Genomic DNA, 25,116 nt, shown 5'->3' with positions numbered 1-25,116 from the left:
CTTAGGCCCTTGTGGTCTTCCTTTTTTCAAAATAATCAACGGATGGCATTACTTTACCAAACATAAAAAACTGAACCATTACAAAATCGATTCCATTATCCAACAAAGCATCCATTCGCTCCTGATCAAATTTAACAGGCTTCCCATTTCTATCCACCTCTTCTGTTTTGGGTGCACGTGCATAAAATTTCACTTTGTTTTGTTTCCCATCTTTATCAGTAACTGTTAAAATATTAATGGGTTGAGATTTTAAAACAGAATCGATTTGTGGTTGTTTTAAATCCACCTCAAAACTTTCAAAAGTTAAGATTTGAAAATAGGACAAATACTGTTTAACGGCTAATGGATCAACATCCGGAACAAGCTGATTATCCGACAACATTTTTATTTCATAATCGTTATTTCCTTTCACCGTTAATTCGTAACCAAATGTTGGGTTATAAGGAACTTCCATTCGTATTGATTTTATATCATTCGGGTTGTACTTATAAACAGTACGATCACGCCACCCTCTTTCTTCAGTAAAATAGCGAGTGGTTAAATATCCTTCAAAACCAGGAATATAGGTAATAAAGGGACGTTCCATTGCCTTCATGGTACTGATATCAATCATTATCATTTCTGTACCGGTTTTATCTTGCGTTTCCGAACCTACATAATAGGCTTTGGTAAGTTCTCCATGCTGATAAATCTCACACTTCACTGCTTTTGCTGCCAATCGTTTCATCACATTATCTTGCGCCTTTTTGCCAACAGGTTCTTTCACGTCAATTCGAGCAAATGTTTTCATCAACGTTTCTAAAGCATCCATACGAACGAAATACTTCCCATTCACTTTCCAAATGCCATCTTTCCCTCTTTCCAAGGTCAGGTTGCGACCATTTTTATCGGCCAAAAAAATCTTATCAATGGAAGCCGTATCTTTTACTGCAAAATTTTTCATCTCCGCACTTATCGTTCCTGTTTTGTTTTTAATAACAAACCAAAAAGTAAGGGAAGACATCATTACCATCAGTAAGGCGATAGCTATTTTTTTCTTTTTAGGCATCAGGATGAGTATTTACGTTTACGTCTAATATTATAGATGATTCCGAATAAGACCAGTAACAACAATGGAACACCACTATTTATCACCTGCCATTTCAATCGATCATTTTTCAATTTTTTCTTATCCAACAAACGCAAGGTAAGTTCACGAGCGCGCACACCGATCAAACCTGAATCATCACACAAATAGTTCACACAATTCAAAATGAAATTTTTGTTACCATAGGTTTGATTCGTGTACTTATCATATCCTAATGGTAGTTTCTTTTGAGAACGATAATCGATATCGTTTCGAATCACATCCCCATCAGAGATTACAATCATTTTTGATTCCACGCCATCCGGCTTAAACCCTATTGCACTGTCTTTCGCAATCATCGGATTTAAATGATTTTTAAATACCGATTCAAATTTCCCTTCTAACAAAACAGCTACATTTCGATATGGGTTATTAAATCGCTTTTCCTCAATCGGCATATTCACCAAACGCAAATCAACACGCACAGGAGAAAGAATTGCTTTAGAGTATTTTGACGATTGCAATAAGATTGTTTTTGTGATTCCTTTTGATTGCACCGTATCCATACTGGAAACAAAATCCATTTTAATAACATCTAAATTCTTTACAATCGGATGGTTGCTGGTAGATAAAATCAATGGAGAAAAAACCCATGGCTTCATTTGTATATCTGCTTGTTGTCCGCGCATTGCAACATTTACCGGAATAACGGAGGATTGCACATCGGCAATCAAATCCTGGTTGATGCGCACACCATACTTAAACAACATATCATCCAATCGCAATGCGTAAGGAACAGAAAGTGTTCCGCCATTCAATCGTAAACTATCCGGACTTGTATACATTGGGTCGATTAACCAAAGTACTTTTCCTCCTTTCATGATAAATTGGTCGATGATGAATTTATCTTTGTCACTAAATGATGAATCCGGTTTTGCAATAATAATAGCCGACATATTATCCAATGCCTTCAATTGCTCGTTGATGGCAAGTCGTTTCACAGAATAAAATTCGCTTAATTCATCTGCTATATCTTGCACATAGGTGGTATCCCACTCATCATGTCCTTCAATGAAACCAATTTGCGGGCGTGTTAACACACTTAAATTTCGGATACAACTTGCAAATTCATACTCCAGCGACTGAATTGAATTGTTTAATTGCGCTTCCGGAGAACGCCCCATCTGCGTTTTTAGCAATTGCCAAGGAATTTCATTTGTTTTATAAGTAACGATTGCTGCAGGAAAAATAATTTTTTGAGAGGTTCCGTTATCATCCTTTACTTCCAGATTGGTTGGTTGCAATCCCTTTTCATAAAGCTGTTTATAGAATTCGTTTTGTTGTTTCTTATCTGGATTATCCGATGGATTGATAAACTCATATTCGATATTATTATCTGAATAGGCTCTGAATTCATCCAACATTTCTTTTGTTTCGTTTCTTAAGCGCTTGAATCCTGCAGGAAAATCTCCTTCCAAGTACACTTTCACAAACACCACATCATCCAAGTTTTTAAGCAATTCTTTGGTGGCATCTGATAAGGTATATCGCTTTTCGCTGGTAAGATCGAAACGATGAAACACAAACGAACCCACATAGTTCAGCATCAGCAAGAATGCGATTGCTAAACCCAATGAAAATAAATCTCGTTTTTTATTTCTTGTTTTACTCACCTTCAATATTCGCTTTATTCGTTATTCGTATTTTTAGTATCTAATTTGTAATTCGTTGATCACCACTTACGACTTTCCAGAACTGTTCGTGTACCTAAAATAAAAACAGCTATTAAACTCACAAAATAAATTACATCACGGGTATCCACCACTCCACGACTCATCGACATGTAATGATTGTTGATTCCCAATGCTAATATGATGTTATCAATTTTTCCGAAAAGGGAAAACGAACTGATAAAATCGAATCCTGTATAAATGAAAAAACAAAGAAATAAGGCCAGAATAAAGGAAACAACCTGATTATCTGTAATTGCCGAAGCAAATATTCCGATGGATACAAAAGCAGCACCTAAGAATAATAATCCAATGTAAGAACCCCACATTCCACCTGTATCGATGTTTCCGACTGGACTGCCCAAGCGGTGGACAGAATAATAGTAGATTAAGGTTGGCACTAAGGAAAAAAGGACTAAAATAAATCCAGCAAAATATTTCGCTAATATGATTTGCAAATCAGTTAGCGGACGGGTTAATAATAATTCGATTGTCCCCGCTTTTTTCTCATCGGCAAACGAGCGCATCGTAATGGCTGGAATCAGGAAGAGAAAAACCCAAGGTGCTATAATAAATAACGAATCGATGCTGGCATAGCCACTATCGAGCACATTCAAATTACTGCTTGAATTTGCATCCGATTTAATCCACCACATGAACAAGCTAATCAGCAATAGAAATACACCAATGGCGATATAGCCAATGAATGAACTTAAAAAACTGCGAATTTCCTTTTTTAATAGTGTAAACATAATGTGATTGCAAAAATACTATTTATATAGTATGGCGGGGATGAATTATGGATGCTAAGATACAAATTATTTAACAATCGATTCTTAGTAAGTTCAGGTGGTTTGTTAAATTATTCTAAATTTGCTACCCTTATACAACCTTCAATTTGTTATGAAAATTTTAAAATTTGGCGGAACATCAGTCGGTTCAGCAGAACGGATGCATGCATTGGCAAAGTTAATTAACGACAATGCACCGAAAATTGTGGTTTTATCTGCTATGAGCGGAACCACCAACAATTTAGTTGAAATTGCAAACACCCTTTATGCAAAGGAAAACGATACAGCAAAAACATTGATTGACTCCTTAGAAAAGAAGTACAGAGATGTTGTCAACCAACTCTATTCCACCGAATCGGCCCTAAAAAAAGGGAACGAATTGCTCGATTCACATTTCGCTTATTTGCGCGCATTCACCATGGATATGTTCACCATTAATGAAGAGCGCGCTATTTTAGCGCAAGGCGAATTGCTTTCAACAGCTCTTTTTCATTTCTATTTGGAAGAAATAAAAATTGACTCGGTGTTACTTCCTGCACTCAATTTCATGCGTATTGATGAAAATGAAGAGCCGGACATGAATTACATTGAAACCAATATCAAACCGGAACTCCAAAAACATCCAAAGGCGGCCTTATTCATTACCCAAGGTTATATCTGTCGCAATGCATTTGGGGAAATTGATAATTTGAAACGAGGCGGCAGCGATTACACCGCAACCATTATTGGAGCGGCCATTCAATCGGAAGAAATTCAAATCTGGACTGACATTGATGGAATGCACAACAACGACCCGAGGGTGGTGGACAAAACCCACCCGATTGCAGAACTATCTTTTGATGAAGCAGCCGAGTTGGCTTATTTTGGAGCTAAAATATTACATCCGACTTGTATTCTTCCCGCCCAAACGAAGAACATACCGGTTCGTTTATTAAACACCATGCAACCCGATGCCAAAGGAACGGTTATCAGCTCTAAAACAACCGGAGATAGTATTAAAGCAGTTGCTGCTAAAGATGGAATTACCGCTATCAATATTAAATCCGGACGAATGTTATTGGCCTATGGTTTTTTACGTGCCGTATTTGAAATTTTCGAACGCTACAAAACACCGATTGATATGATCACCACCTCAGAGGTTGCTGTATCATTGACCATCGACAATACCAAGAACTTAGAAGCCATTCTCCAAGAGCTAGCGACATTTTGTTCTGTAAAAGTGGATACTGATTTAACCATTGTTTGTATTGTAGGAAGTTTTGCTGCAGAAAAACAAGGTTATGCACTTCGCATTTTTGATGCTTTAAAAAACATTCCGATACGAATGATTTCTTATGGAGGAAGTGAAAACAACGTCTCCATTTTGGTTGATTCGAAATTGAAAAAAGACACTCTTATTGCTTTAAACAAAGGATTGTTCTAGAACCTCACCCCTACCCTCTACTTGAAAAAGGAGAGGGAGAAAAAAAGAAAAAAATGTTCAAACCAGATATTGTAACTAAATTCAAAAGCATTCCAACTCCATTTTACTATTACGATGTAAATGTGTTAAAACAAACACTCGAATTATTAAAAAAGGAAAGTGATAAATATGGTTTTATTGTTCATTATGCCACCAAAGCAAATGCAAACAATAAAATCTTAGACATTATTCGTTCCTATGGATTAGGGGCTGATTGTGTGAGCGGAAATGAAATAAAAAAAGCCATTGAATGCAAATTTGACCCCAAACACATAGTATTTGCAGGCGTTGGAAAAAGTGATGCAGAAATAAACATTGCATTAGACCACAACATTTTTTGTTTCAACTGTGAAAGTTTACAAGAAATGGAAGTCATTAATGAATTAGCAAACGCAAAAGGAACGATTGCCAACATTGCATTGCGCATCAATCCGAATGTAAATGCAAACACCCATAAATACATCACAACCGGCTTAGAGGAAAACAAATTCGGAATTAACTTATGGGAACTTGATAGCGTGATTGCTGCCTTAAAAGAATTTAAAAATTTAAAACTGATTGGATTGCATTTTCACATCGGTTCACAAATTACGGATATCACCTCCTTCAAAACCTTGTGTATTCGAGTAAACGAAATCCAATCGTGGTTTGTTAGTCATAAAATCACCATCGAAAACATTAATGTTGGCGGTGGCTGGGGCGTAGATTATCACGAACCGGACAAAAATCGTTTTGTAGATTTTGCTGCTTATTTTAAATTGTACAACGACTTTTTAGAATTACGTCCCGGACAAAAAGTTCATTTTGAATTGGGAAGAGCTGTTGTTGCTCAATGCGGCACATTGATTTCGAAAGTGCTTTACATTAAAAAAGGGGTGAACACCAATTTCGCGATTTTGGATGCCGGAATGACGGAGTTGATGCGGCCTGCACTTTATCAAGCGTATCATAAAATTGAAAATCTTTCTAAAGACCAACAATCAGCAACTAACAACCAACAACTAAAGTACGATGTTGTTGGTCCAATCTGCGAAAGCTCTGATTGTTTTGGGAAAGCTGTAAATCTACCGGAAACTTTCAGAGGCGACATCATTGCTTTGCGCACAGCAGGTGCTTACGGAGAGGTAATGAGTTCGGCTTATAATTTACGAGACAGAGTGAAGAGTGTTTATTCGGATGAGGTATAATAAACTTTTCGGGATGGAAAACGGATGATGTAAAATGGTAAATGGAAGCGATACATCTTCCATCTCACATTTTCCATCTCACATTAATTTTAAAACAACCCATTAATCTCAGCATCAATTTTATTGATGATGATTCCAAGGTCTTCAGCACTTTCATTAAAATTATTATTGTCGACATCAATAATCAACAATTTCGCTCCAGGATGTTCTTGTTCATAGGAAGTAATAAACGCCTCGTAACGTTCATTTAAACGTTTTAAATAATCCAAACGAATGGCATTTTCATAATCGCGCCCGCGTTTCTGAATTTGGTTGACCAAAGTAGGAACGGAGGCACGCAGATAAATCAATAAATCAGGAGGAGAAATAAACGACTCCATCAATTTGAATAGTGCAAAATAATTTTCAAAATCGCGAGTGGTCATCAAGCCCATTGCATGTAAATTGGGCGCAAAGATGTACGCATCTTCATAAATGGTTCTATCCTGAATAACCGTTTTTCCGCTGTTACGAATTTGTTGTACTTGTCCGAAACGAGAATTTAAGAAATACACTTGAAGGTTAAACGACCAACGTTGCATCTCATCATAAAAATCATTTAAATAAGGATTATCGTCTGCATCCTCAAAATGAGGTTGCCATTTATAGTGTTTTGCTAAAAGTGTAGTAAGCGTTGTTTTGCCGGCACCAATATTTCCTGCGATTGCTATATGCATATGAGTAGAATAAAATAATTTAAATAATCTTTAAAACCGATAACGAAAATACGAAAACTAAAATGCTGTGCAAGAAAAAAAATGAAAATTGTGGATAAGTTTTTTAGGTAGAAAAATGGGGGATAATTGAAGGATTTTACGGGATACTATTCTGAAGAGAAAAGCGCAATGGATTTATCACTTTGCAGGAGTAAAACGCCCATTTCTAAACGAAAACTCTTGAAATCAACGATAGGCATTTCAAATTCTTTTTCTTCTGTGGTTTTGATATTATACGCCTTCACCTTTTTATTTTCTCTATAATACACCCAATCACCAATCGGTTGAAACTGAATGGCGTTTTTTATTGGAATGGTTTTATAATAGGTACCATAAATATCAAAAATTAAAACTCCCGACTTGGGATTATTCAGATACACGCGATTGTCGTATTCCAAAATTGAGTTTGGTTGCAGTGTATCATTTTGAAGTGCATTTAAATTGTTGGTTTGCTGAATTTGTTCCAAATTACGACCCAAGCGGATCAATGAAAAATTTTGCTGATCATAAATCCACATACAATTATTGTGCGATGAACAAACCAGTTGCGTTTGCTGATAACCGATTTTATCAAAACTTACGGTTTCTCCATTTGCACTTAACGTATTATCTAAATACACGACCTGAAGAAATTCCTTATAAAAAATCAGAATACGCATCATGTTAGAAGCATCAACAAAAGTGATGTTCCCATAATTTTTGTTGCTGTATTTATAAAGTAATTTCCCTTCTTTAGAATATTTCGTTAACTCATTTGCTTTCACCGCATACACATTGCTTTGATTATCGGTGGTAAAAAAGTCGGATTCTGTTTCGATGGTTTTGATGTGTGAATACTTGTCTTGCGAAAAGACCGTAGTAGAAATAAATAGTAATATATACAGAATGATTCTCATCGAAGCTCTAAGGTAACAATTATTCTGCCATTTTAAGAATCTCTTCCACATACTTCCGATCATTGCTCAACCGAGGCACTTTATGCTGACCACCTAACTTATTTTTGGAGTACAACCATTTATAAAATGTACCTTGAGGCAATAATCTAACAAGCGGTTGTTTCAAAGCTAAATTCTGATATCGTTTTGCTTCGTAATCCGAATTGATTGACTTCAATGCATTGTCCAATACTTCAGTAAAGTATTCGATACTAGCTGGTGGCACATCAAATTCCACTAACCATTCATGTGCTCCTGTTTCATTTTCTTTCATATAAACAGGTGCAGCAGTATATTCAGCAATTTGAGCCCCTGTTTTTTCACAAGCAATCGCCAGTGCTTTGTCGGCATTATCCACAATTATTTCTTCACCAAATGCGTTCATAAAATGCTTTGTTCTACCCGTTATCTTAAAACGAAAAGGATACAAAGATGTAAACTTGATGGTATCTCCTAAGCGATAGCGCCACAATCCGGCCGTTGTAGAAATAATCATTTCATAATTCACATCCAACTGCACTTCATCCAATGAAATTGTTTTATTTGTTTGAGAAGCATCGACAGGAATAAATTCGTAATAGATACCATAATCCAACATCAACAACAACTCTTCTGAATTACGCTGATCTTGTATTCCAAAAAAGCCTTCTGTTGCATTGTATAACTCCAAATAATTCAAATCCGGTTTATTAAAAACGGTTTTAAATTGTTCGCGATACGGACTAAATTTCACACCGCCATGAAAATACACTTCCAAATTTGGCCAGACTTCTGCAATGGATTTTTTACCACTTTCTTCCAACACACGTTTCATGATAAGGAGCATCCAGGAGGGCACTCCTGCCAAGCTCACGATATTTTCATTCATCGTTGCCTTTGCAATGCGTTCCAATTTTTCATCCCATTTATCCATCAATGCGATGTCCATATCGGGGGCGCGAAAAAACTCCCACCAACGTGGTAAGTTATTGATCACAATTGCCGACAAATCCCCATTTTGAGATTCGTAATTTCCAAAATGATCTGTTACCAAACTCCCTGCTAAGGCCAAATTTTTTCCTGTAAATAGTTGCGTCTCCGGATTTAATGCACAATGAATTGCAATCATATCACGACCACCGTTATAATGGCAATCATATAAGGATTCTTCACTCACAGGAATAAATTTACTTTTATCATTGGTTGTACCTGATGACTTTGCAAACCATTTTATATCCGAATGCCATAAAACATTTTGTTCTCCTCTGCGCACTCTATCAATAAATGGTTTTAGAGAATCATAATCCTGTAGCGGAACATTCTTTTTAAATTGCTCGGCATTGAATATGTTTTTATAGTCATGCTTTTTACCCCATTCTGTATCCTTTGCCGACTGTGTTAACTTCACCAGCCATTCATTTTGAACATCATCAGGATATTTCATGAACAGTTCAATCTGATGCATTCGTTTTTTCATCCACCAAGAAGCAATACTGTTTAATATAGGCATTTTGAAATTATTATACTATTGCTTGTCATTTCGAGTATAGCCGAGAAATCTAATTCACTTTGCCATTTGCAAGATCTCTCCACTTCGGTCGAGATGACATTATAGTTACGATTAACTTTTTCTTTTAGTAAAATATGTTTCCATTTCATTCAGCGAAAGAGCATTAAAACACATTTCTTTCGTCAACATCCCTTTGCGAGCAACACAGGTTCCATAATACATATCGTGATAACCGGATTTTTCATGTGCATCTGGATTAATCGAAATCTTAACTCCTTTTTCCAAACAATATGGAATCCAGCGCCAATCGATATCCAAACGATACGGATGTGCATTCAATTCGATGATTACACCATTGGCAGCACAAGCATCAATAATTTTTTTATGATCGATTGGGTAGCCCGGTCGCGACAACAGCAATCTCCCTGTAGGATGTCCGAGTATCGTGGTATATGGATTTTCAATAGCTTTCAACAAACGAGCCGTTGCTTTTTCTTCTGTCATTTTCAAATTGGAATGAACGGAAGCAACAATAAAATCAAATGATTTTAATACATCTTCAGAATAATCCAGTGAACCATCATTTAAAATATCACTTTCAATCCCTTTAAAAATTTTAAAGGGCGCCAACTGTTTATTGAGTTTTTCAATTTCTGCATGTTGTTCAAAAACTCGATCCGGCTTCAATCCTTCGGCATAAAAAGCAGATTGAGAGTGATCGCAAATACCGAGGTATTCATAACCCAATTCTTTGCAATATTCCGCCATCTCTTTCAATGTATTCATTCCATCGCTGTATGTGCTGTGATTGTGAAGAATGCCTTTCAAATCAGACAACTCAATTAATCTCGGAATTTTATTTTCTTTGGCTAGTTCAATTTCATTCAGTCCTTCGCGTAATTCAGGCTCAATGTATTGCAAATCGTAGGCTTGATAAATCGCTATTTCAGATTTAGGATGAAGGATGTTCGATTTAGGATTTCTTAATTGTTTTAAATGTTCTTGCGTTGCAGTGGTCTCGAACAATTTCGCATAAAATTCATTTTCTGAACATTTAATCAATTCAACCGTTACCTCTTTTGAATTTTCTATTTCTCCAGCTGAAAAAACTGCATCCGCAGCTATTAAAATCTCTACTTTTTCAATGATATCGCATTTTCTTCGCATTGCACCTGTTAAAGAAACAAATTCGGTTTTGTATTTTTTCTTTAAAAATTCAACCAAATCCATTGCAAATTTTTCAACCGAAGCATAATGAAACTTACCAATATTGGATTTAAAAAATTCAATCTGCGTTTTAACAGCAGCTTGTGTTTTTGCACCAAAGCCTTTGAGGGTTACTAGTCTATTTTCATTACAAGCATAAAGCAATTCACCCACACTTTCAATTTCCAATTCCCGCCAAAGTTGTCCGACTTTTTTGGGGCCAATCCCTTTTATTCTTAACATTTCAATTACACCAACAGGCGTTTTTGCAACCATTTCCGAAAGCTCTTTTAAATTCCCGGTTAATTGCAATTCATTTATTTTTGCTGCAATTCCTTTGCCAATGCCTTCGATTTTCTCCAGCTCCTCCAACGATTTTCCTTGCAAATCGATATCGGTTTTATCTAATTTATAGGCAGCATTGGCGATGGATTTAATCTTGAACGGATTTTCCTCGTGCAACTCCATTAGCTGAGCTGTTATTTTAAGGGCGTGTGCTATTTCTTCAGTGGTCATGAAAACTACAAATTGAAAAATTTAATCCCGATAACTATCGGGATGTAAGATTTACAGTACGAATTTAACGTTTTTAATCAAAGGGGATGAGGAGTTTTGAGAAGGAAATAAAAGAAATTGTTGTTATATTTACATTTCAATAAATATCAAATCATGCGTCTATCAAAATTAGTATTTTTAGCAGTTTTCACGATTCTATTTACACCCACCCTTTCCGCTCAGTTTGGGCCATTACCACCCTACACCATTCAAATTGAACCAGTGATTGCAGCACCCTTGCCCGCATTGCACTCGTTTGCATTTGCACAATCGGGCGACAAATGGTTGATTATTGGCGGACGCACCAATGGATTGCATGGACTAAACAGCAGTGGCGGTTTTCCAGCTGAATACAAAAACGATGCTGTAGTAGTTATTGATACTGCTACGTGGTTATTTTATTCAGCCGACTTAAATCAATTACCTCAATCCATTGCCGACCCAATGCGCTCCACCAACATGCAGTACATTCAGGATGGAAACTATTTATACATGATAGGCGGTTACGGATATGATAGTGTTGCAAGTATGTTTGTGAGTTTTCCAAAACTCACAGCCATTCATGTCGACAATATGATTGATGCCGTTATCAATGCACAACCCATTGCACCGACTATTCGACAAGTAGCAGACACCAATTTATCGATCTGTGGTGGAGAGTTGGGAAAAATAGGAAATGATTATTACTTAATTATGGGACATAATTTCGGAGGCCGTTACTCCGATCCCCTACTCCATTGTTTACTCAAACTTATAGTGATCGCATCAAAAAATTTAACATCACCGATGATGGCACAACCATTAGCTTAAGTGGTTTCAGCTACCAACTGGATACACTCAATTACCATCGAAGAGATTTAAACAGCGCACCAATCATCAATCCCGACAACACTTTTGGTATTGGCATTTATGGTGGAGTATTTCGTAAAGATTCCAACTTACCTTTTCGTGAGCCTATTCGTTTAAACACCGCAGCAACGAGTGTATACACGTATGAACAAATTATGAATCAGTATACGTGTGCATTGATGCCCATTTATGATTCTGTTACACAAAAAATGTATACGACCTTTTTTGGTGGCATCAGTTTGCATAATTTCAATGATACCACGAGTATCTTAACACGTGATACAGATGTGCCATTTGTTGACGATATCAGCACCTTATCGTGCAGCTCCATTGGCATTTACGAAGAATGTCTTATGCCTAATAATCTTCCGGCATTGTTAGGGTCGAATGCAAAATTTGTTCCCACCAAACATGTTTCCAGTTATGCAAATGAAGTGATTCGCATCCGCGATTTGCCAAACACAAAAATTTTAGCCGGCTACATTTACGGAGGAATCCGTGCGCAGGAAGGAAACTTTGGAAGCAGCAGTGCCAACGATACAGTGTATCGCGTATTCATTACACCCAACAACACTACAGGAATTGAAGAAGCTGTAAACAGCATTCAAAACACACAATTGTTTCCGAATCCATCCAATCAAAACTCCACACTTATATTTACTTTAAGAGAAAGTTCACAAGTAATGGTTTCCTTGTTGGACATCACCGGAAAAAAAGTGATGGAAATTGCCAATGAAGACATGCAAAAAGGCAATCAAAAAATAAATATCAATACATCAAAACTAAGTGCAGGAATTTACATTTGTAAAATCCAAAGCAATACTGGAAAGCGACTGATAAAGTTGGTTGTAGGGAGATAAATATTCGCCACGTTATGGCGGTTATATATCTAACGGTATGGATGTTACCGCCATGTGATGGCGGATATATTTAAGTTGTGCGTCAGCTTAAAACGACAGTGTACAAAAACATAAACAGACAAAAACAGAACATATGAAAATAATTTATTACAACTTACTTTTTATACTTGTAACACTTACAAGTTGTTCAAATGCACAAAAATACAACGACCCAATCCCTGTTCACGATGAATTTACAATAGAATCAAAACAAGTTGGAGAAACAAGAAATATTAATGTTTGGACACCACCAGAGTATAAATCAAGTACAGATTCTTTACCAGTAATGTATATGGCTGACGGAGGAATTATTGAAGAAGATTTCCCTCATATTGCGAATACACTTGCGGAACTAATTAAGACTAAAAAAATTCCACCAATTATATTAGTTGGCATTGCGAACACACAACGAAGAAGAGATTTAACAGGTCCAACACAAGTAGCAAAAGATAAAGAAATCGCAACAATAGTAGGCGGTTCTGAAAAATTTAGAGCTTTTATTAAAGAAGAACTATTTCCTGAAATTAGTAAACGATATAGAACAACTTCTGAAAAAAGTTTAATAGGAGAATCATTGTCAGGCTTGTTTGTAGTAGAGACTTTTTTTCTTTCACCCGATATGTTTGATAATTATATTGCGTTTGACCCTTCACTTTGGTGGAATGACAAGTATCTTATAAAAACTGCCAAGGAGCATTTAAACAAATTTTCACCAAACAAAAAAAGAATTTGGTTTGCAGGTTCAGGTGCAGAAGATATTTTTGAGACGGTGGGTAAAATGGCTGATATATTAAAAGATGAAAATTTACCTAATATTATATGGAAATATTCACCAGAACCAAAAGAAAAGCATAATACTATTTTTAGAGCAACAAAAGAAAAAGCCATAATTTGGACATTAAACAAATCAGAATAAAAGCCGAACGCACAACAGCAGTTTGGCAAAATGGCGGGTTCAGTGCTAAATTGAACATTTGGTTTTCAAATGAACATTAGTGCTAAATTGAAAGTAAGTGCTTCTAAATCCGCCACTTCGCCAAGCTGCAAAACGTTATGCGTAATGCTATGAAAACGACAGTAACCATATTGACATTTATACTTTTGACTAGTATTTCGGGACGACTTCTCGCCTGTTCTTGCATTGGACAAAGGACAGTTCAAGAAGAAGTAAAACACGCAGACGCAGTAGTTGTCGGAACAATTTTAAACAAACAAATTGTTACGCTGACCGACTCTACAATTCTTAAAATGTTCCCAAACGACACGACAATGAGAAACTCGCCTATGAGTAAAATGACTATTGCTCGTTACGACTTTTTAGTTCAAGATATTTACAAAGGCAAAATAACCAAAGACACCTTGACAATTTACACAGGACTTGGTGGTGGCGACTGCGGAATAAGATTTGAAATAGGTAAAAAATATATTGTTTATGGAGAAAATGAAACTTACTTCGGACAAGTAAACAATGACTTTAAATTTCCAAAGGCAAAAAACACCTTTTGGACTTACAACTGCTTACGGACAACTTCTTATTTCCAAGACGAGATTACAGAAATTGAGCAATATGCCAAAAGAAAACACTTTGACAATGACGAAGTAATTTTTGCTGACCCAGACAGTCCACCAACATTCAAAGACGGTGGCGACATTGGACTGAAAAAATTTATCCAAGAAAATTTAAGATACCCAAAGACAGGTGAATGTGTGACAGGAAAAGTTTATGTAGGGTTCACGGTTGACACACTTGGTAACGTAAAAGACATTGAGATTAAAAAAGGTATAACGACTTCAACAGACGAAGAAGCAATAAGAGTTGTAAAATTGTTGACCTTTGTTCCAGGAACAAGATTTGGACTGCCTATTGAAATGAAAATGGTTTTACCAATAAGTTTTACAATAGAATATAAAGACGACAAATGACGAGAGAAAAAGAAGCACATATAACAGCACCTACCCAAAAGGCGGGGTTTCGTGTTCCAAAGACAGTTTTGTGGTCAATCAAACATTAGTTTTTCAAATCAAGCTTTGTGGTAAAAGTCCCGCCCTTCGGGTAGCTGCAAAACGTTACCAGCAATTCAACTAAGAAACATTTAGAATAATATGAGACTACTTTTCCTTCTATCAATTTCTCTCTCGTTGACGACCTGTTCAAACACCGTTGACGAAAAATCTAACAATAGTGTCAACGAGTCCCAGACAGCCAATCAAATTGAATTGACATCAGACAGTCTATTAGAAAGCAAGTTCGACCAGCTGACAAAACAAGCAATTCGCGATTCTTCGGTTACTTTCCGGGTAGACACCTTGACAAATTTTGAATGGGACACCTTAATTATTATACCGACTTATTGGAGTATTGAAAGATTAGAACTTGAAACGCAAATAAACCTGACCGCTGCAAAAAAAGCTGGACAGTATCGCGAAGACCTAAATATTTTGGCATTTACTAAAAACAGACAATTAATTAAATGCATTGAACTCCCAAGAACAAAGGGAGACTTCGCAACACTAAAAAGCGTAATGTTTTCCAGAGAAAATTGTGTTTTTGAATTTGTGCGTACAACTAATAAATTTCTTGCAACGGGCCAACCCGTGGTAGAAGGAAGAATTCCACGCTAGACATCCACGATCGAAAGAACAGCTGGTAACACAGGCTACACGCAAAGCGGAGTTTGTGCAAGATGCAAATGCTTTTTTTTAGTGGCAGAATATTTTTTGCATTTGCCATTTAGTTCAGTACATTTAATGAAGGTTTTCGCTCAAGACAGTTTTGTGGTTATTTATTCCGCACTGCGTGTAGCCTGAAAACGTTAGCAGTAATGTTATGACAAATTATATTATTGACTTAATAGACCGAATGCAAAACGACTCCTATCTACCAGGAGAAGTCAAAGTGAATGGTCTATATGAAAGCGAAAAGACAATTTCCTCACATGCCTTTAATGAAGCTAGAGAATTAAAGGACTTGAATTATTTAAGTGACCTGTATATTTCCCTCGAAAACAATAGTGATGACTCAGTAAGACAATCCATATATTTTGTTATTGGACACATACTCAGAAATACTTTTAGTGAAAAAGACACAAAAAGATTAATTAGTGCGTTAAATACAGAAAAAGACAATTTCACAAAAGTATTCATTTTGAATAGGCTAGAGGAAATATATAAACCAACTACATTAGACCTAAAACCTATTTTTGACTTAAATAATAGTCGAAATTGGCACGTAAGGTGCTCTTCTTATCTGGCGCTTACTAATACTGAAAAAAGTAATGAAGACTATCTGAATCAATTAATTTTAACAAAAGAAAAAGAAGATGATATATTTGTGATCAGGCTTAAAGAAAGACTGGACGTGCTAACTAGACTTTAACACTACTGCTAACAGCCGTCTTGCATTAGCGGGCAGATGAGTAAAAATGTTAATTATTTTTCTTAAATTTAATTCTTCTTGGCGACATGATTTCGCTTCGAAAATCCGCCAACGCAAGGCGGCAAACCGTTATGCCCAATGGTAGGACTACACGAAACAAACAATAAACAAACATAAATATGGCAGCATTAATTTTTCTATCACACATTCACGAGGAGACAGTCCTTGCGCAGACAATTCAGAAAGCAATTGAAGACGAGTTTAGCGGCTTTGTTGAAGTTTTTGTTTCTTCGGACGGTAAGACAATTCCTGCTGGAGCAAATTTTCTAAAAAGAATTGAAGACGGTTTGACTAACTGTGTTGGAGCAATTTATTTAATTAGTCCTATTTCTGTAAAACGAAACTGGATAAACTTTGAGTTGGGAGCTGTTTGGATTAGAAATTCAGTTAGCGTTAAGAATGGTGGACCAGAAATACCGACAATTCCTGTTTGTCATAGTGGAATTACACCAGGGACACTTCCTATGCCATTGATAAATTTAAGTGCAATTCAAGCCGACAGTTCTTCTCAACTTGAATTGGTTTTAAAAAGCATTCAGACAGCGGTTGGCGGTAAAGGTGCATTGAAAACAGACTTTGACGCTTTAGCACAAAATATTATAGCATTTGAAAAGCAATATACACTTGGAGACAATCTTGTAAAACTTTTCACTTCAATTAGTGTAAATAATGCACAGATAAACCAAGTCATAGCGCAATGCAAGACAATGGCGAAGGGGACAATACTCAAGATACCACTTGGAATGAGAGACAACAGTTTAATAAGAGATTTAAAATCATTAGAGAAAACAGAACTCAACGGACATTTAACTGTAAATCAAACCAGCTCTGGAATGGGCTTTGGAACTGGTGGCGCTGTGACAGGTGGGGACGTTGAAATATCAATATCACGAGACCTTATGGTGGACTTTGAACAATTACTTAATCAAAAAATAAAATAGCCACTGGGCATAACACGGGTTTGGCAAAAGTGGCGGTTCAGTGCTCCGCAGACACATTTGTGGTTAATCAAAGTTTGGTTCTCCGCATCAACATTTGTGGTGAAAATCGCCACCTTCGCCAAGCCCGCAACCGTTATAAGCAAACCGCCAGAACATAATACTTACAATAATAAAGAGACAAAGTGGAGAATCGAGACGATGGTTTATTCGAAACATACAGACCTTTCAGAAACAAACTTGCTCAATTCAATGTTATTGATAGTCTATACTTAATTTGGGGCTATTCAAGGAACTATACGTTTGATAAAGAATTCCCAAGTGACATTGAAAAACCCTTACAATTTAATCCTTACGAACCTGATAAATTTGCTCGTAAGTATAGAGGGCTTTTTGATCATGAATTGGAACTTTTAGAAAAAGAAATTATTTTAAATTGTGACTTTGCACCAACAAAATATTCTCTAAAACAATTCAAACATTTTGCAAGTACAGTAAACTATCTTCGGGGGACACTTGAAGAAACAATAAGTAATAAATACAACACCGTTGACAACATTATTCTCGAATTTAACCGACTTGCGCATAGACAATTCAAATGGCAAGTCGGGTATGACCGAGAGACGATTTTCCGTTACTACCAGATATATTCAGACAAAACTCTTTCTGACATTATTTCGAACAAGTTCAATCTTACAACACAGCAGTTATTCCTTGTGGGCTTTTTTCTTTTTACTTGGATTGGCTCAAATTTCAGGACTGCTTTGCCATTTACTTCAAGTGCCAAAGCATTAACCGCTGAAATGATAAAGATATTTTTAAGTCATTTCTCTATAATTCCTCTTTTCATCTATTGGCAAATTACAAGCGGAATCTATTATTGGATATTTAACGAAAAAGGATTTGATAATGCCTTTGGTAATTCTTTTCAAAATTATGTTGGCGAAGTGCTTAAGAAAAGTTGTAATAATCCTACCCTTAAAATAATCGCAGAAGAAAAATATGGAAAGCCAGAGAAAGGAACCGCTGATTGGATAATTACAGATAAAGATTCGGTTTTGTTTATTGAATGTAAAACCAAAAGAATGCGACTGGATTCCAAATCATCGCTTGAAATAACTGAAAGTTTAGAACGTGACCTAAAAAAAATGGCGGAGTTCATAGGTCAATTGTATAAGACTTATTTAGAATATAAAAATAACCAATACCCGACTCTTAAATATGATGAGACTATGAATTTCTATCCTCTCGTATTAACTCTTGAAGACTGGTATTTAAACATCAATCACATTCTTCTTGACAAAGTAAAAGGTTTCGTAATTGACTATTTCGGAGTTAACAATCTTAGCCTCCAACTACTAGAAAAATTTCCGTATCACATTCGTTGTGCATCTGAGTTCGAACGACATATTCAATTAATTAACGGTTTAGGTATTAAAGAATATTTTCATAAAACGGTAAACAACTTAATTCAAGATTATGAGCCAACATTTGAAATGGTTGACATTTATGAAGGTGAGTTTCAGAAAGTGTTTTTAGCCCCCTTTAAAGACGAAAAATAAAACTGTGTGTGGCGTTCAGCTAATAACATCACCTACAAGCTATGCGGAGTTTGTGCAAGATGCAAATACAATTTTCAAAGGTGCGCTTCGCGCAAATTGTTGTTGTATTTGCAATGTAGTTCAGTACATTTAATAAAGTTATCGGTAAAGACAGTTTTGCTTTTCAAATTCGCAACTGCGCCTAGCCGGGAAATGTTAAATAAAAAAAGCTCTCGAAACATCGAGAGCTTTTTATTTTCGTTATCGCAAATATTATTTCACAATTAACATTCTTTTTGTTTCAGCATGTACAATTTTGTTGTTTTGTTTCACAACCATTTTATAGAAATAGCTTCCGTTAGAAAAATTCTCCATTCCAGTTACATCAACAGTATGTTTACCGGATTGTACTTCTGAATTAAAAATTGTTTTTACGCTTCGTCCGGTTACATCAAATAATTCGATAGAAACAAAAGCTGCTTCAGCAACTGTAAAATCAATTTGAGAAGCACCGGTAGTTGGATTCGGATAATTTTGTCCGATTGAATTACCTGTAGAAACATTTGAACCAACACTTAAACCTGTTGGACAAACGCGCATAATATAGCCACCACCGGAAGGAGTGTAACCACCTCTTAAAATATAGATACAACCTTCAGCACCTTGCTTCATTGCCAACAATCCACCACCAGTACCGGAAGGTGTATTATCAAACCATGTTGAACGTGTTGTAATGATATCGTATGCAGGAGCATTTCCTAAGGTACAATCATATACTCTACCATAATCGTTATCAGAAACCAACATGTGGTTATTGAACTCCGGCATTACAGTTCCTGAATAATATAAACATCCTGTTACTGCAGGCAATGGTGTTCCCCAAGTTTCCATGGGCACAACATCACCAACCAAAGCACAAGGAGTTGTTGTTGAGCTATTAATAAAATCACCTTCACAATTCGCCCATCCATAATTTCCACCTTTGTGAATGATATTAAATTCATCCCAAGCATTCAATCCATTTTCGCTGGAGTACATTGAATCAGTTACAGGACTAAAACACATTCCATACATGTTACGGTGTGCATACGACCAGATACGATCATCATTCCCAGTTGCGGGATTTCCATCATCGTAAAAAGGATTATCCGTTGGAATGGTTCCATCGGAATTGATTCTCAAAATTTTACCGTAGGGATTCGTTAATTTATTTGCATAATTTAAAGTTGGATTTGTTTGCTGATAAGCCAAATCTCCTGTTTGGATATACAATTTATCCGGTTGTGATGGGCGGAAACGAATAATTCCACCAAAGTGATTTCCACCAAATGTTCCGGAAGAAGTAGCATATTGAATGTTTAGAATAATCGTAGGATTTGTTCCAACATTCCCTACAGTGGTAAAACGCACCACGCGCATTTGCAATTTCGTTTGAGCAGGGTTACGATAATTGTAGTAGGCATAAACATAACCGTTGGTAGCAAAATTTGGATCCACAGCAATGCCCAACAAACCTCGCTCGAAATCAGCATCAACAGAATCTGTTAAATCATAATAGGTTCCCAACGAAACACCAGCTGCACTAAAAATGCGAATCAAGGCACTTGTTGCAGGGAATACGGTTCCGCCTTTTTGTGTAGCGACATAACGGCCATCGGGCATCCAATCAAAATCGGAAGCATATGTAATTCCTGTAACAACATTGGTTGCGGTATAAGTCCCCGGCAACGTTTGTGCATGAACAGAAAAGAATGCAACCATAAAAAGAGAAAGTGTAACTAGTATTTTTTTACTCATGGTTTTAATTTTTTATAATTTTAAAATGAATTGTATTTGTATAACAAATGTAATAAAATCACGCGATGGAAAAAATTATATTTCGATACATTCGGATGATAGCATTTAGTTTCTATATTTGACAACAATGAATACATGCTATTTACTTTTGGGCGGAAACTTAGGTAACAAGGAGGAAAACTTGCAACAGGCCATCCATTTACTGGAGAAAAAATTAAGCTCGACTGCTAAAAAATCAAGCATTTATATTACAGCAGCTTGGGGAAATGAAAATCAACCTGAATTTTATAACCAAGCGATTGAAATCACTACTTCCTTTTCAGCCATTGATTTATTGAAAATTGTTTTAGAAACAGAAGAACAATTGGGAAGAAAGCGCACCAATGATAAGTGGCAAGAGCGCACCATCGATATTGATATTTTATTTTACGCTGATCATATCATTGATTTACCGGAATTAAAAGTTCCACATCCGTTTATTCAAGAGCGAAAATTTGTATTGATTCCGATGAATGAAATCGCGAGTAATTTTGTTCATCCATTACTAAAGAAAACAATAAAGCAACTTTTGAATGGGTGTGTTGATGAATTAGAAGTCAAACTTAAATCCTAAATTTTCTAATCCTGAATCCTAAATCATCATATAATTTTATCGTCATAGAAGGCAATATTGGGGCCGGCAAAACAACACTTGCCACAAAGATGGCAGAAGAAAAAAATGCCCAATTGATATTGGAACAATTTGCAGAAAACCCCTTTTTGCCAAAATTTTATGCGGAGCCGGAGAAACATGCATTTCCATTGGAACTTTCTTTTTTAGCAGAACGATACCATCAACTGAAAAAAGAACTTTCGAATCAAGATATTTTCAAAAACGGAATCATTGCTGATTATTATTTTGTGAAATCACTGATTTTTGCAAAATCGAATTTAAAAGAAGATGAATTTGGTTTGTACACCAAACTTTTTCATATTATTCATGATTCACTGCCAAAACCCGACATTTTAGTGTATTTATACCACGATATTGACCGATTACAGCAAAATATCAAAAAAAGAGGCCGAATTTATGAGCAAAATATCACTGACGACTATTTAATAAAGATACAAACAGGGTATTTCGAGTTCCTAAAGCAACTTCCGGAGCAAAGAATCCTGATTATGGATATCAACAAATTGGATTATGCCAACAATAGCAGGGATTACAAACGGGTGGTGCAAGCAATAGAACAAGATTACCCCTTAGGAATAACCCATCTAAAATTGGAAGAACGTGAATAAATCGTGATTTTATGCGGATATAATTGCTTAAAAACTTTCATTATTTAAAAATTTAATTATTTTTGCACCTTATAGTACAATTACAACAAAAGCGAATCAATCTAAAATCTGAACTAAAATCAATAAAATGAAAAATCAATCTTTACAAACTCTAGGTTTAGCTGTTGCTACGGCAGTTGCTTTGACGTCTTGTTCGGGATTAGGTAAATTGGTGAAAAATGCCGATAAAATTACCTATAAAGTAACCCCTGATCCAATGGAAATGCATGGTGACAGTATGACTGTAAGTATTACAGGTACTTATCCTGCAAAAGTATTCCCTAAAAAGGCTACAGTAACAACAATCCCTGTAATTAAATACAACGGTGGCGAAAAAGCTTTAAAACCGGTTGTTTTGATTGGTGAAAAAGTAGAAGGTGTTCAAGGACAAAAAATCGCGAACAAAACAGGAGGAAGTTTCTCTTACACTTCTGAGAAAATCGCGTATATGCCGGAAATGAAAGTTGCTACATTGGAACTTAGAGCTGCTGGTCAAGTAAAGAAAAAAGTTAAAGATTTGCCTGCTAAAAAAGTAGCTGACGGAACAATCGTTACGCCTTTATTAGTAAAAGCAGATGATAAAGCAATTATTGGAAAAGATAATTTCCAAAAAATTGTTCCTCATTCAGAAACAACAAACATTTTCTTTACCATCAACCAATCTCAGGTGCGTGGTTCAGAAATGACAAGTGCTGAAATGAAAACATTCAAAGAATATGTGATGGGTGCAACAAAAAACCCTAATGTAATCTTCAAAAACATGAACGTATCTGCTTATGCTTCTCCGGATGGTGAATTATCACGCAACGGTGAATTAGCTGAAAATCGTGCTAAAGAAGCGACTAAGTCGATGATGGCAATGTTTAAAGATAAAAAATCAAAAGTTGATACTGCTTCTAAAGAAGTATTCTACAACAAAGTAACAACTGCTGAGGATTGGGATGGATTCAAAAAAGCAATGGAAGCATCTTCTATCGCTGACAAAGAATTAATCTTACGTGTATTAACAATGTATCCTGACGGAGAAACACGTGAAAAAGAAATCAAAAATTTATCAAAAACATATACTGAAGTTGCTGAAAGTATTTTACCAAAATTACGTAGATCAGTTCTTACTTTAAATGTGGATGTGAAAAGCCGTACAGATGAGCAAATTTCTAAATTAGCTGCTTCTGCACCGGATAGTTTATCAGTAGAAGAAATTCTTTACGCTGCTACATTAACAACTGATTTAAATACAAAATTAGATATCTACAAAAAAGCAGAAGCAAAATATGCATCTGACTGGAGAACATCTAACAACGTAGGTATGATTTACTTGATGCAAAATAAATTGAATGATGCAGAAGCTTCTTTCAAAAAAGCAGATGGTTTATCCGCTAACAACCCTATTATCAAAAACAACTTAGGTATTGTTGCTCGTTGGAAAGGTGATCGTAAAGCAGCTATGGAATTGTACAAACAAGCAGGTTCTGCTGGTCCAGAAGTAGCTTACAACATGGGAATTGTTGAAATTCAAAATGGTAACTATCCTGCAGCTGTAAGTAACTTTGGTTCTGAAAACTCTTTCAATGCAGCTTTAGCTAAATTGTTAAACGGAAACACTGATGGTGCGATGTCAACAATTGACAACTCTGCAAACGATAAAGATGCAGCATTGTCTTTCTACTTAAAAGCAGTAGCTGGTGCTCGTCAAAACAAAGCAGACGTTTTAGTTAGCAACTTGAAAGTAGCAATCCAAAAAGATGCTTCATTCAAACAAATGGCGAAAGATGATGCAGAGTTTATCAAATTCAGAGAAAATGCTGAATTCAAAGCATTAATCAACTAATTTTTGTCCTTTTTTTAAGCGTCCTACCCCAAAAAAGGGTGGGACGTTTTGTTTTATGGCTGTCCTGTTAAACGGAACGGTATTTGTTTTATGTTTGTACAAGTTAATACTCCTAAATAGTGTAAAAATTACGATTATGAAAAAGATTGGTTTCATTTTAATTGTTCCTATTTTACTTCTTTCATTTGTTTCAACCTGCTTTTCGCAGGAAAAAACAAATCCGAATGCAGCAAAAAAACCTATCGCGAAGACGCCTAAAGAAAAGATTGATTCCGCTAAATCAAATGATTATTACCTCGAATTAAAAGCAACTGTTCGCCAATCCAAAGGCCAGGAAAAAGAAACGGAGTCCCTTCCACTGGATAGTGTATTGATTACTGTATTTGGTACCGATGTTCCTATGACCAAGACCTGGACAAACAAAAAAGGGAAATGCACCATAAAAATCCCTTTAGACAAAAACGTCCGGATACAAATTTTCAAAAAAGGATTTGTTGCCAAATCAATTGCTATTAACACCCATGTCCCTGCCAAGGATCGGGACATATTTAGTTTCAGCTGTGATGTAGATATTTTTGAAGAGATAGCAGGATTGGATGTAACCGTTCTTAATGCGCCAATCGCAAAAATTACGTATAGTCCCAGTTTGGGCACCTTCCAATACGATGTAAGTTATACGAATAAGGTGAATGTAGAATTGAAAAAGATGTATAAGAAATATTATTCTTTACAGGAAGCTCAAAAAGATACAAGTTTGAACTCAAAAAAGACGCCACCTAAGAAAAAGTAGTAGTTGTTTATCTTCCTAATTTGAGGAAAAGATCCCACATCACTACCCCAACACTCACGGAAATATTTAACGAGTGCTTGGTGCCTAACTGGGGAATTTCAATTACATCTGTGCTAGCATCAATCACTTCTTGATCAACCCCCTTTACCTCATTCCCAAAGATAATTGCAATTTTTTGCTTTTTGCTGGGTAGAAAGTTATTGAGCATAATGGCTGATTCTGCCTGCTCTATGGCATACACAATGTATTTATTATCATTCAATTCTTGAACAGCATCCAAGGTTGTTTTAAAATACTTCCAGGATACACTTTCAGTAGCACCCAAAGCCGTTTTTTGAATTTCTTTATTTGGAGGTGTACCCGTGATTCCGCATAAATATACTGCTTCAACCAAAAAAGCATCCGCTGTACGAAATACCGAACCCACGTTGTTCAAACTGCGAACATTATCAAGTACAATAATAACAGGCGTTTTAGAGGAACTCTTAAATTCTTCTACCGACTTACGCTCAAGTTCTTGATTGGATAACTTTCTCATT

General features: G+C 36.0%; 23 protein-coding genes. 14 read left to right on the top strand and 9 right to left on the bottom strand.

Translation table 11 applies throughout. From position 1 onward, the window contains the following. Position 1: 1 nt before the first annotated feature. Genes IPP64_14525 through gldF form a run of 3 tightly spaced genes read right to left on the bottom strand, consistent with a single transcriptional unit; the run spans position 2 to position 3,548 of the window. On the bottom strand, positions 2-1,048 hold the full coding sequence (locus IPP64_14525) for a hypothetical protein (protein ID MBL0330595.1): 1,047 nt from the start codon (positions 1,046-1,048) through the stop codon (positions 2-4). Further along, on the bottom strand, positions 1,048-2,739 hold the full coding sequence (gene gldG, locus IPP64_14520) for a gliding motility-associated ABC transporter substrate-binding protein GldG (protein MBL0330594.1): 1,692 nt from the start codon (positions 2,737-2,739) through the stop codon (positions 1,048-1,050). Before gldG ends, IPP64_14525 begins: the two co-directional genes overlap by 1 nt. Positions 2,740-2,798: 59 nt before the next feature. Then, positions 2,799-3,548: a gliding motility-associated ABC transporter permease subunit GldF gene (gene gldF / locus IPP64_14515; GenBank protein ID MBL0330593.1), complete on the bottom strand. Its 750-nt coding sequence runs from the start codon at positions 3,546-3,548 to the stop codon at positions 2,799-2,801. A 151-nt stretch (positions 3,549-3,699) separates the two neighbouring features. Between gldF and IPP64_14510 the strand changes: the two genes are divergently transcribed. Then, positions 3,700-5,010 carry an aspartate kinase gene (locus IPP64_14510; protein ID MBL0330592.1) on the top strand — a complete coding sequence of 437 codons (1,311 nt, stop codon included), beginning with the start codon at positions 3,700-3,702 and terminating at the stop codon, positions 5,008-5,010. A 53-nt stretch (positions 5,011-5,063) separates the two neighbouring features. Then, complete coding sequence (gene lysA, locus IPP64_14505; GenBank protein MBL0330591.1) at positions 5,064-6,236, top strand: diaminopimelate decarboxylase; 1,173 nt, start codon at positions 5,064-5,066, stop codon at positions 6,234-6,236. An 89-nt stretch (positions 6,237-6,325) separates the two neighbouring features. Here lysA and IPP64_14500 read toward each other — a convergent pair whose 3' ends face one another. The 4 genes from IPP64_14500 to IPP64_14485 all read right to left on the bottom strand — a co-directional run bounded on the left by IPP64_14500 (position 6,326) and on the right by IPP64_14485 (position 11,137). Further along, positions 6,326-6,952 carry a deoxynucleoside kinase gene (locus IPP64_14500; protein ID MBL0330590.1) on the bottom strand — a complete coding sequence of 209 codons (627 nt, stop codon included), beginning with the start codon at positions 6,950-6,952 and terminating at the stop codon, positions 6,326-6,328. 146 nt (positions 6,953-7,098) lie between these two features. Then, entirely contained in the window at positions 7,099-7,887 is a 789-nt protein-coding gene (locus tag IPP64_14495; GenBank protein MBL0330589.1) for a hypothetical protein, read from the bottom strand. A gap of 19 nt (positions 7,888-7,906) precedes the next feature. After that, positions 7,907-9,415 carry a GH3 auxin-responsive promoter family protein gene (locus IPP64_14490; GenBank protein MBL0330588.1) on the bottom strand — a complete coding sequence of 503 codons (1,509 nt, stop codon included), beginning with the start codon at positions 9,413-9,415 and terminating at the stop codon, positions 7,907-7,909. A 111-nt stretch (positions 9,416-9,526) separates the two neighbouring features. Then, on the bottom strand, positions 9,527-11,137 hold the full coding sequence (locus IPP64_14485) for a PHP domain-containing protein (GenBank protein ID MBL0330587.1): 1,611 nt from the start codon (positions 11,135-11,137) through the stop codon (positions 9,527-9,529). Positions 11,138-11,290: 153 nt separating this feature from the next. On the opposite strand from IPP64_14485, the gene IPP64_14480 reads away from it, so the two are divergent. From IPP64_14480 to IPP64_14445, 8 genes are all read left to right on the top strand, one after another. Then, a complete protein-coding gene (locus tag IPP64_14480) occupies positions 11,291-11,986 on the top strand; it encodes a hypothetical protein (GenBank protein MBL0330586.1) in 696 nt (231 codons plus the stop codon). Further along, positions 11,914-12,885 carry a T9SS type A sorting domain-containing protein gene (locus IPP64_14475; protein MBL0330585.1) on the top strand — a complete coding sequence of 324 codons (972 nt, stop codon included), beginning with the start codon at positions 11,914-11,916 and terminating at the stop codon, positions 12,883-12,885. The genes IPP64_14480 and IPP64_14475 overlap by 73 nt, the downstream gene beginning before the upstream one ends. Before the next feature lie 133 nt (positions 12,886-13,018). After that, positions 13,019-13,840: an alpha/beta hydrolase gene (locus IPP64_14470; protein MBL0330584.1), complete on the top strand. Its 822-nt coding sequence runs from the start codon at positions 13,019-13,021 to the stop codon at positions 13,838-13,840. A 149-nt stretch (positions 13,841-13,989) separates the two neighbouring features. Next, a complete protein-coding gene (locus IPP64_14465; GenBank protein MBL0330583.1) occupies positions 13,990-14,847 on the top strand; it encodes a TonB family protein in 858 nt (285 codons plus the stop codon). A 294-nt stretch (positions 14,848-15,141) separates the two neighbouring features. Further along, positions 15,142-15,546: a hypothetical protein gene (locus IPP64_14460; GenBank protein ID MBL0330582.1), complete on the top strand. Its 405-nt coding sequence runs from the start codon at positions 15,142-15,144 to the stop codon at positions 15,544-15,546. Between the two features lie 205 nt (positions 15,547-15,751). Further along, on the top strand, positions 15,752-16,300 hold the full coding sequence (locus IPP64_14455; GenBank protein MBL0330581.1) for a hypothetical protein: 549 nt from the start codon (positions 15,752-15,754) through the stop codon (positions 16,298-16,300). Between the two features lie 179 nt (positions 16,301-16,479). Further along, entirely contained in the window at positions 16,480-17,301 is an 822-nt protein-coding gene (locus IPP64_14450) for a toll/interleukin-1 receptor domain-containing protein (GenBank protein MBL0330580.1), read from the top strand. Between the two features lie 182 nt (positions 17,302-17,483). After that, positions 17,484-18,860 carry a hypothetical protein gene (locus tag IPP64_14445; GenBank protein ID MBL0330579.1) on the top strand — a complete coding sequence of 459 codons (1,377 nt, stop codon included), beginning with the start codon at positions 17,484-17,486 and terminating at the stop codon, positions 18,858-18,860. Between the two features lie 252 nt (positions 18,861-19,112). Here the strand turns inward: IPP64_14445 and IPP64_14440 are convergent, their stop codons facing one another. Beyond that, positions 19,113-20,636, bottom strand: coding sequence for a PQQ-dependent sugar dehydrogenase (locus tag IPP64_14440; protein MBL0330578.1), 1,524 nt, complete (start codon positions 20,634-20,636; stop codon positions 19,113-19,115). 127 nt (positions 20,637-20,763) lie between these two features. Here IPP64_14440 and folK point away from each other — a divergent pair, with 127 nt between their 5' ends. The 4 genes from folK (at position 20,764) to IPP64_14420 (ending at position 24,577) form a co-directional block, all read left to right on the top strand. Continuing rightward, positions 20,764-21,249: a 2-amino-4-hydroxy-6-hydroxymethyldihydropteridine diphosphokinase gene (folK, locus tag IPP64_14435; GenBank protein MBL0330577.1), complete on the top strand. Its 486-nt coding sequence runs from the start codon at positions 20,764-20,766 to the stop codon at positions 21,247-21,249. A gap of 11 nt (positions 21,250-21,260) precedes the next feature. Continuing rightward, positions 21,261-21,917: a deoxynucleoside kinase gene (locus IPP64_14430; protein MBL0330576.1), complete on the top strand. Its 657-nt coding sequence runs from the start codon at positions 21,261-21,263 to the stop codon at positions 21,915-21,917. A 127-nt stretch (positions 21,918-22,044) separates the two neighbouring features. After that, on the top strand, positions 22,045-23,787 hold the full coding sequence (locus tag IPP64_14425) for a hypothetical protein (GenBank protein ID MBL0330575.1): 1,743 nt from the start codon (positions 22,045-22,047) through the stop codon (positions 23,785-23,787). A 136-nt stretch (positions 23,788-23,923) separates the two neighbouring features. Then, positions 23,924-24,577 carry a hypothetical protein gene (locus IPP64_14420; GenBank protein MBL0330574.1) on the top strand — a complete coding sequence of 218 codons (654 nt, stop codon included), beginning with the start codon at positions 23,924-23,926 and terminating at the stop codon, positions 24,575-24,577. A gap of 7 nt (positions 24,578-24,584) precedes the next feature. On the opposite strand, the gene IPP64_14415 is transcribed toward IPP64_14420, so the two are convergent. Further along, a complete protein-coding gene (locus IPP64_14415; protein MBL0330573.1) occupies positions 24,585-25,115 on the bottom strand; it encodes an RNA methyltransferase in 531 nt (176 codons plus the stop codon). Between the last annotated feature and the right edge of the window lies 1 nt (position 25,116).

The sequence above is a fragment of the Bacteroidota bacterium genome (assembly GCA_016722565.1).
Taxonomy (GTDB): domain Bacteria; phylum Bacteroidota; class Bacteroidia; order 2-12-FULL-35-15; family 2-12-FULL-35-15; genus 2-12-FULL-35-15.
Note: the sequence above shows the minus strand (reverse complement) of the source record. Positions and strands in the feature narration are given on the sequence as shown.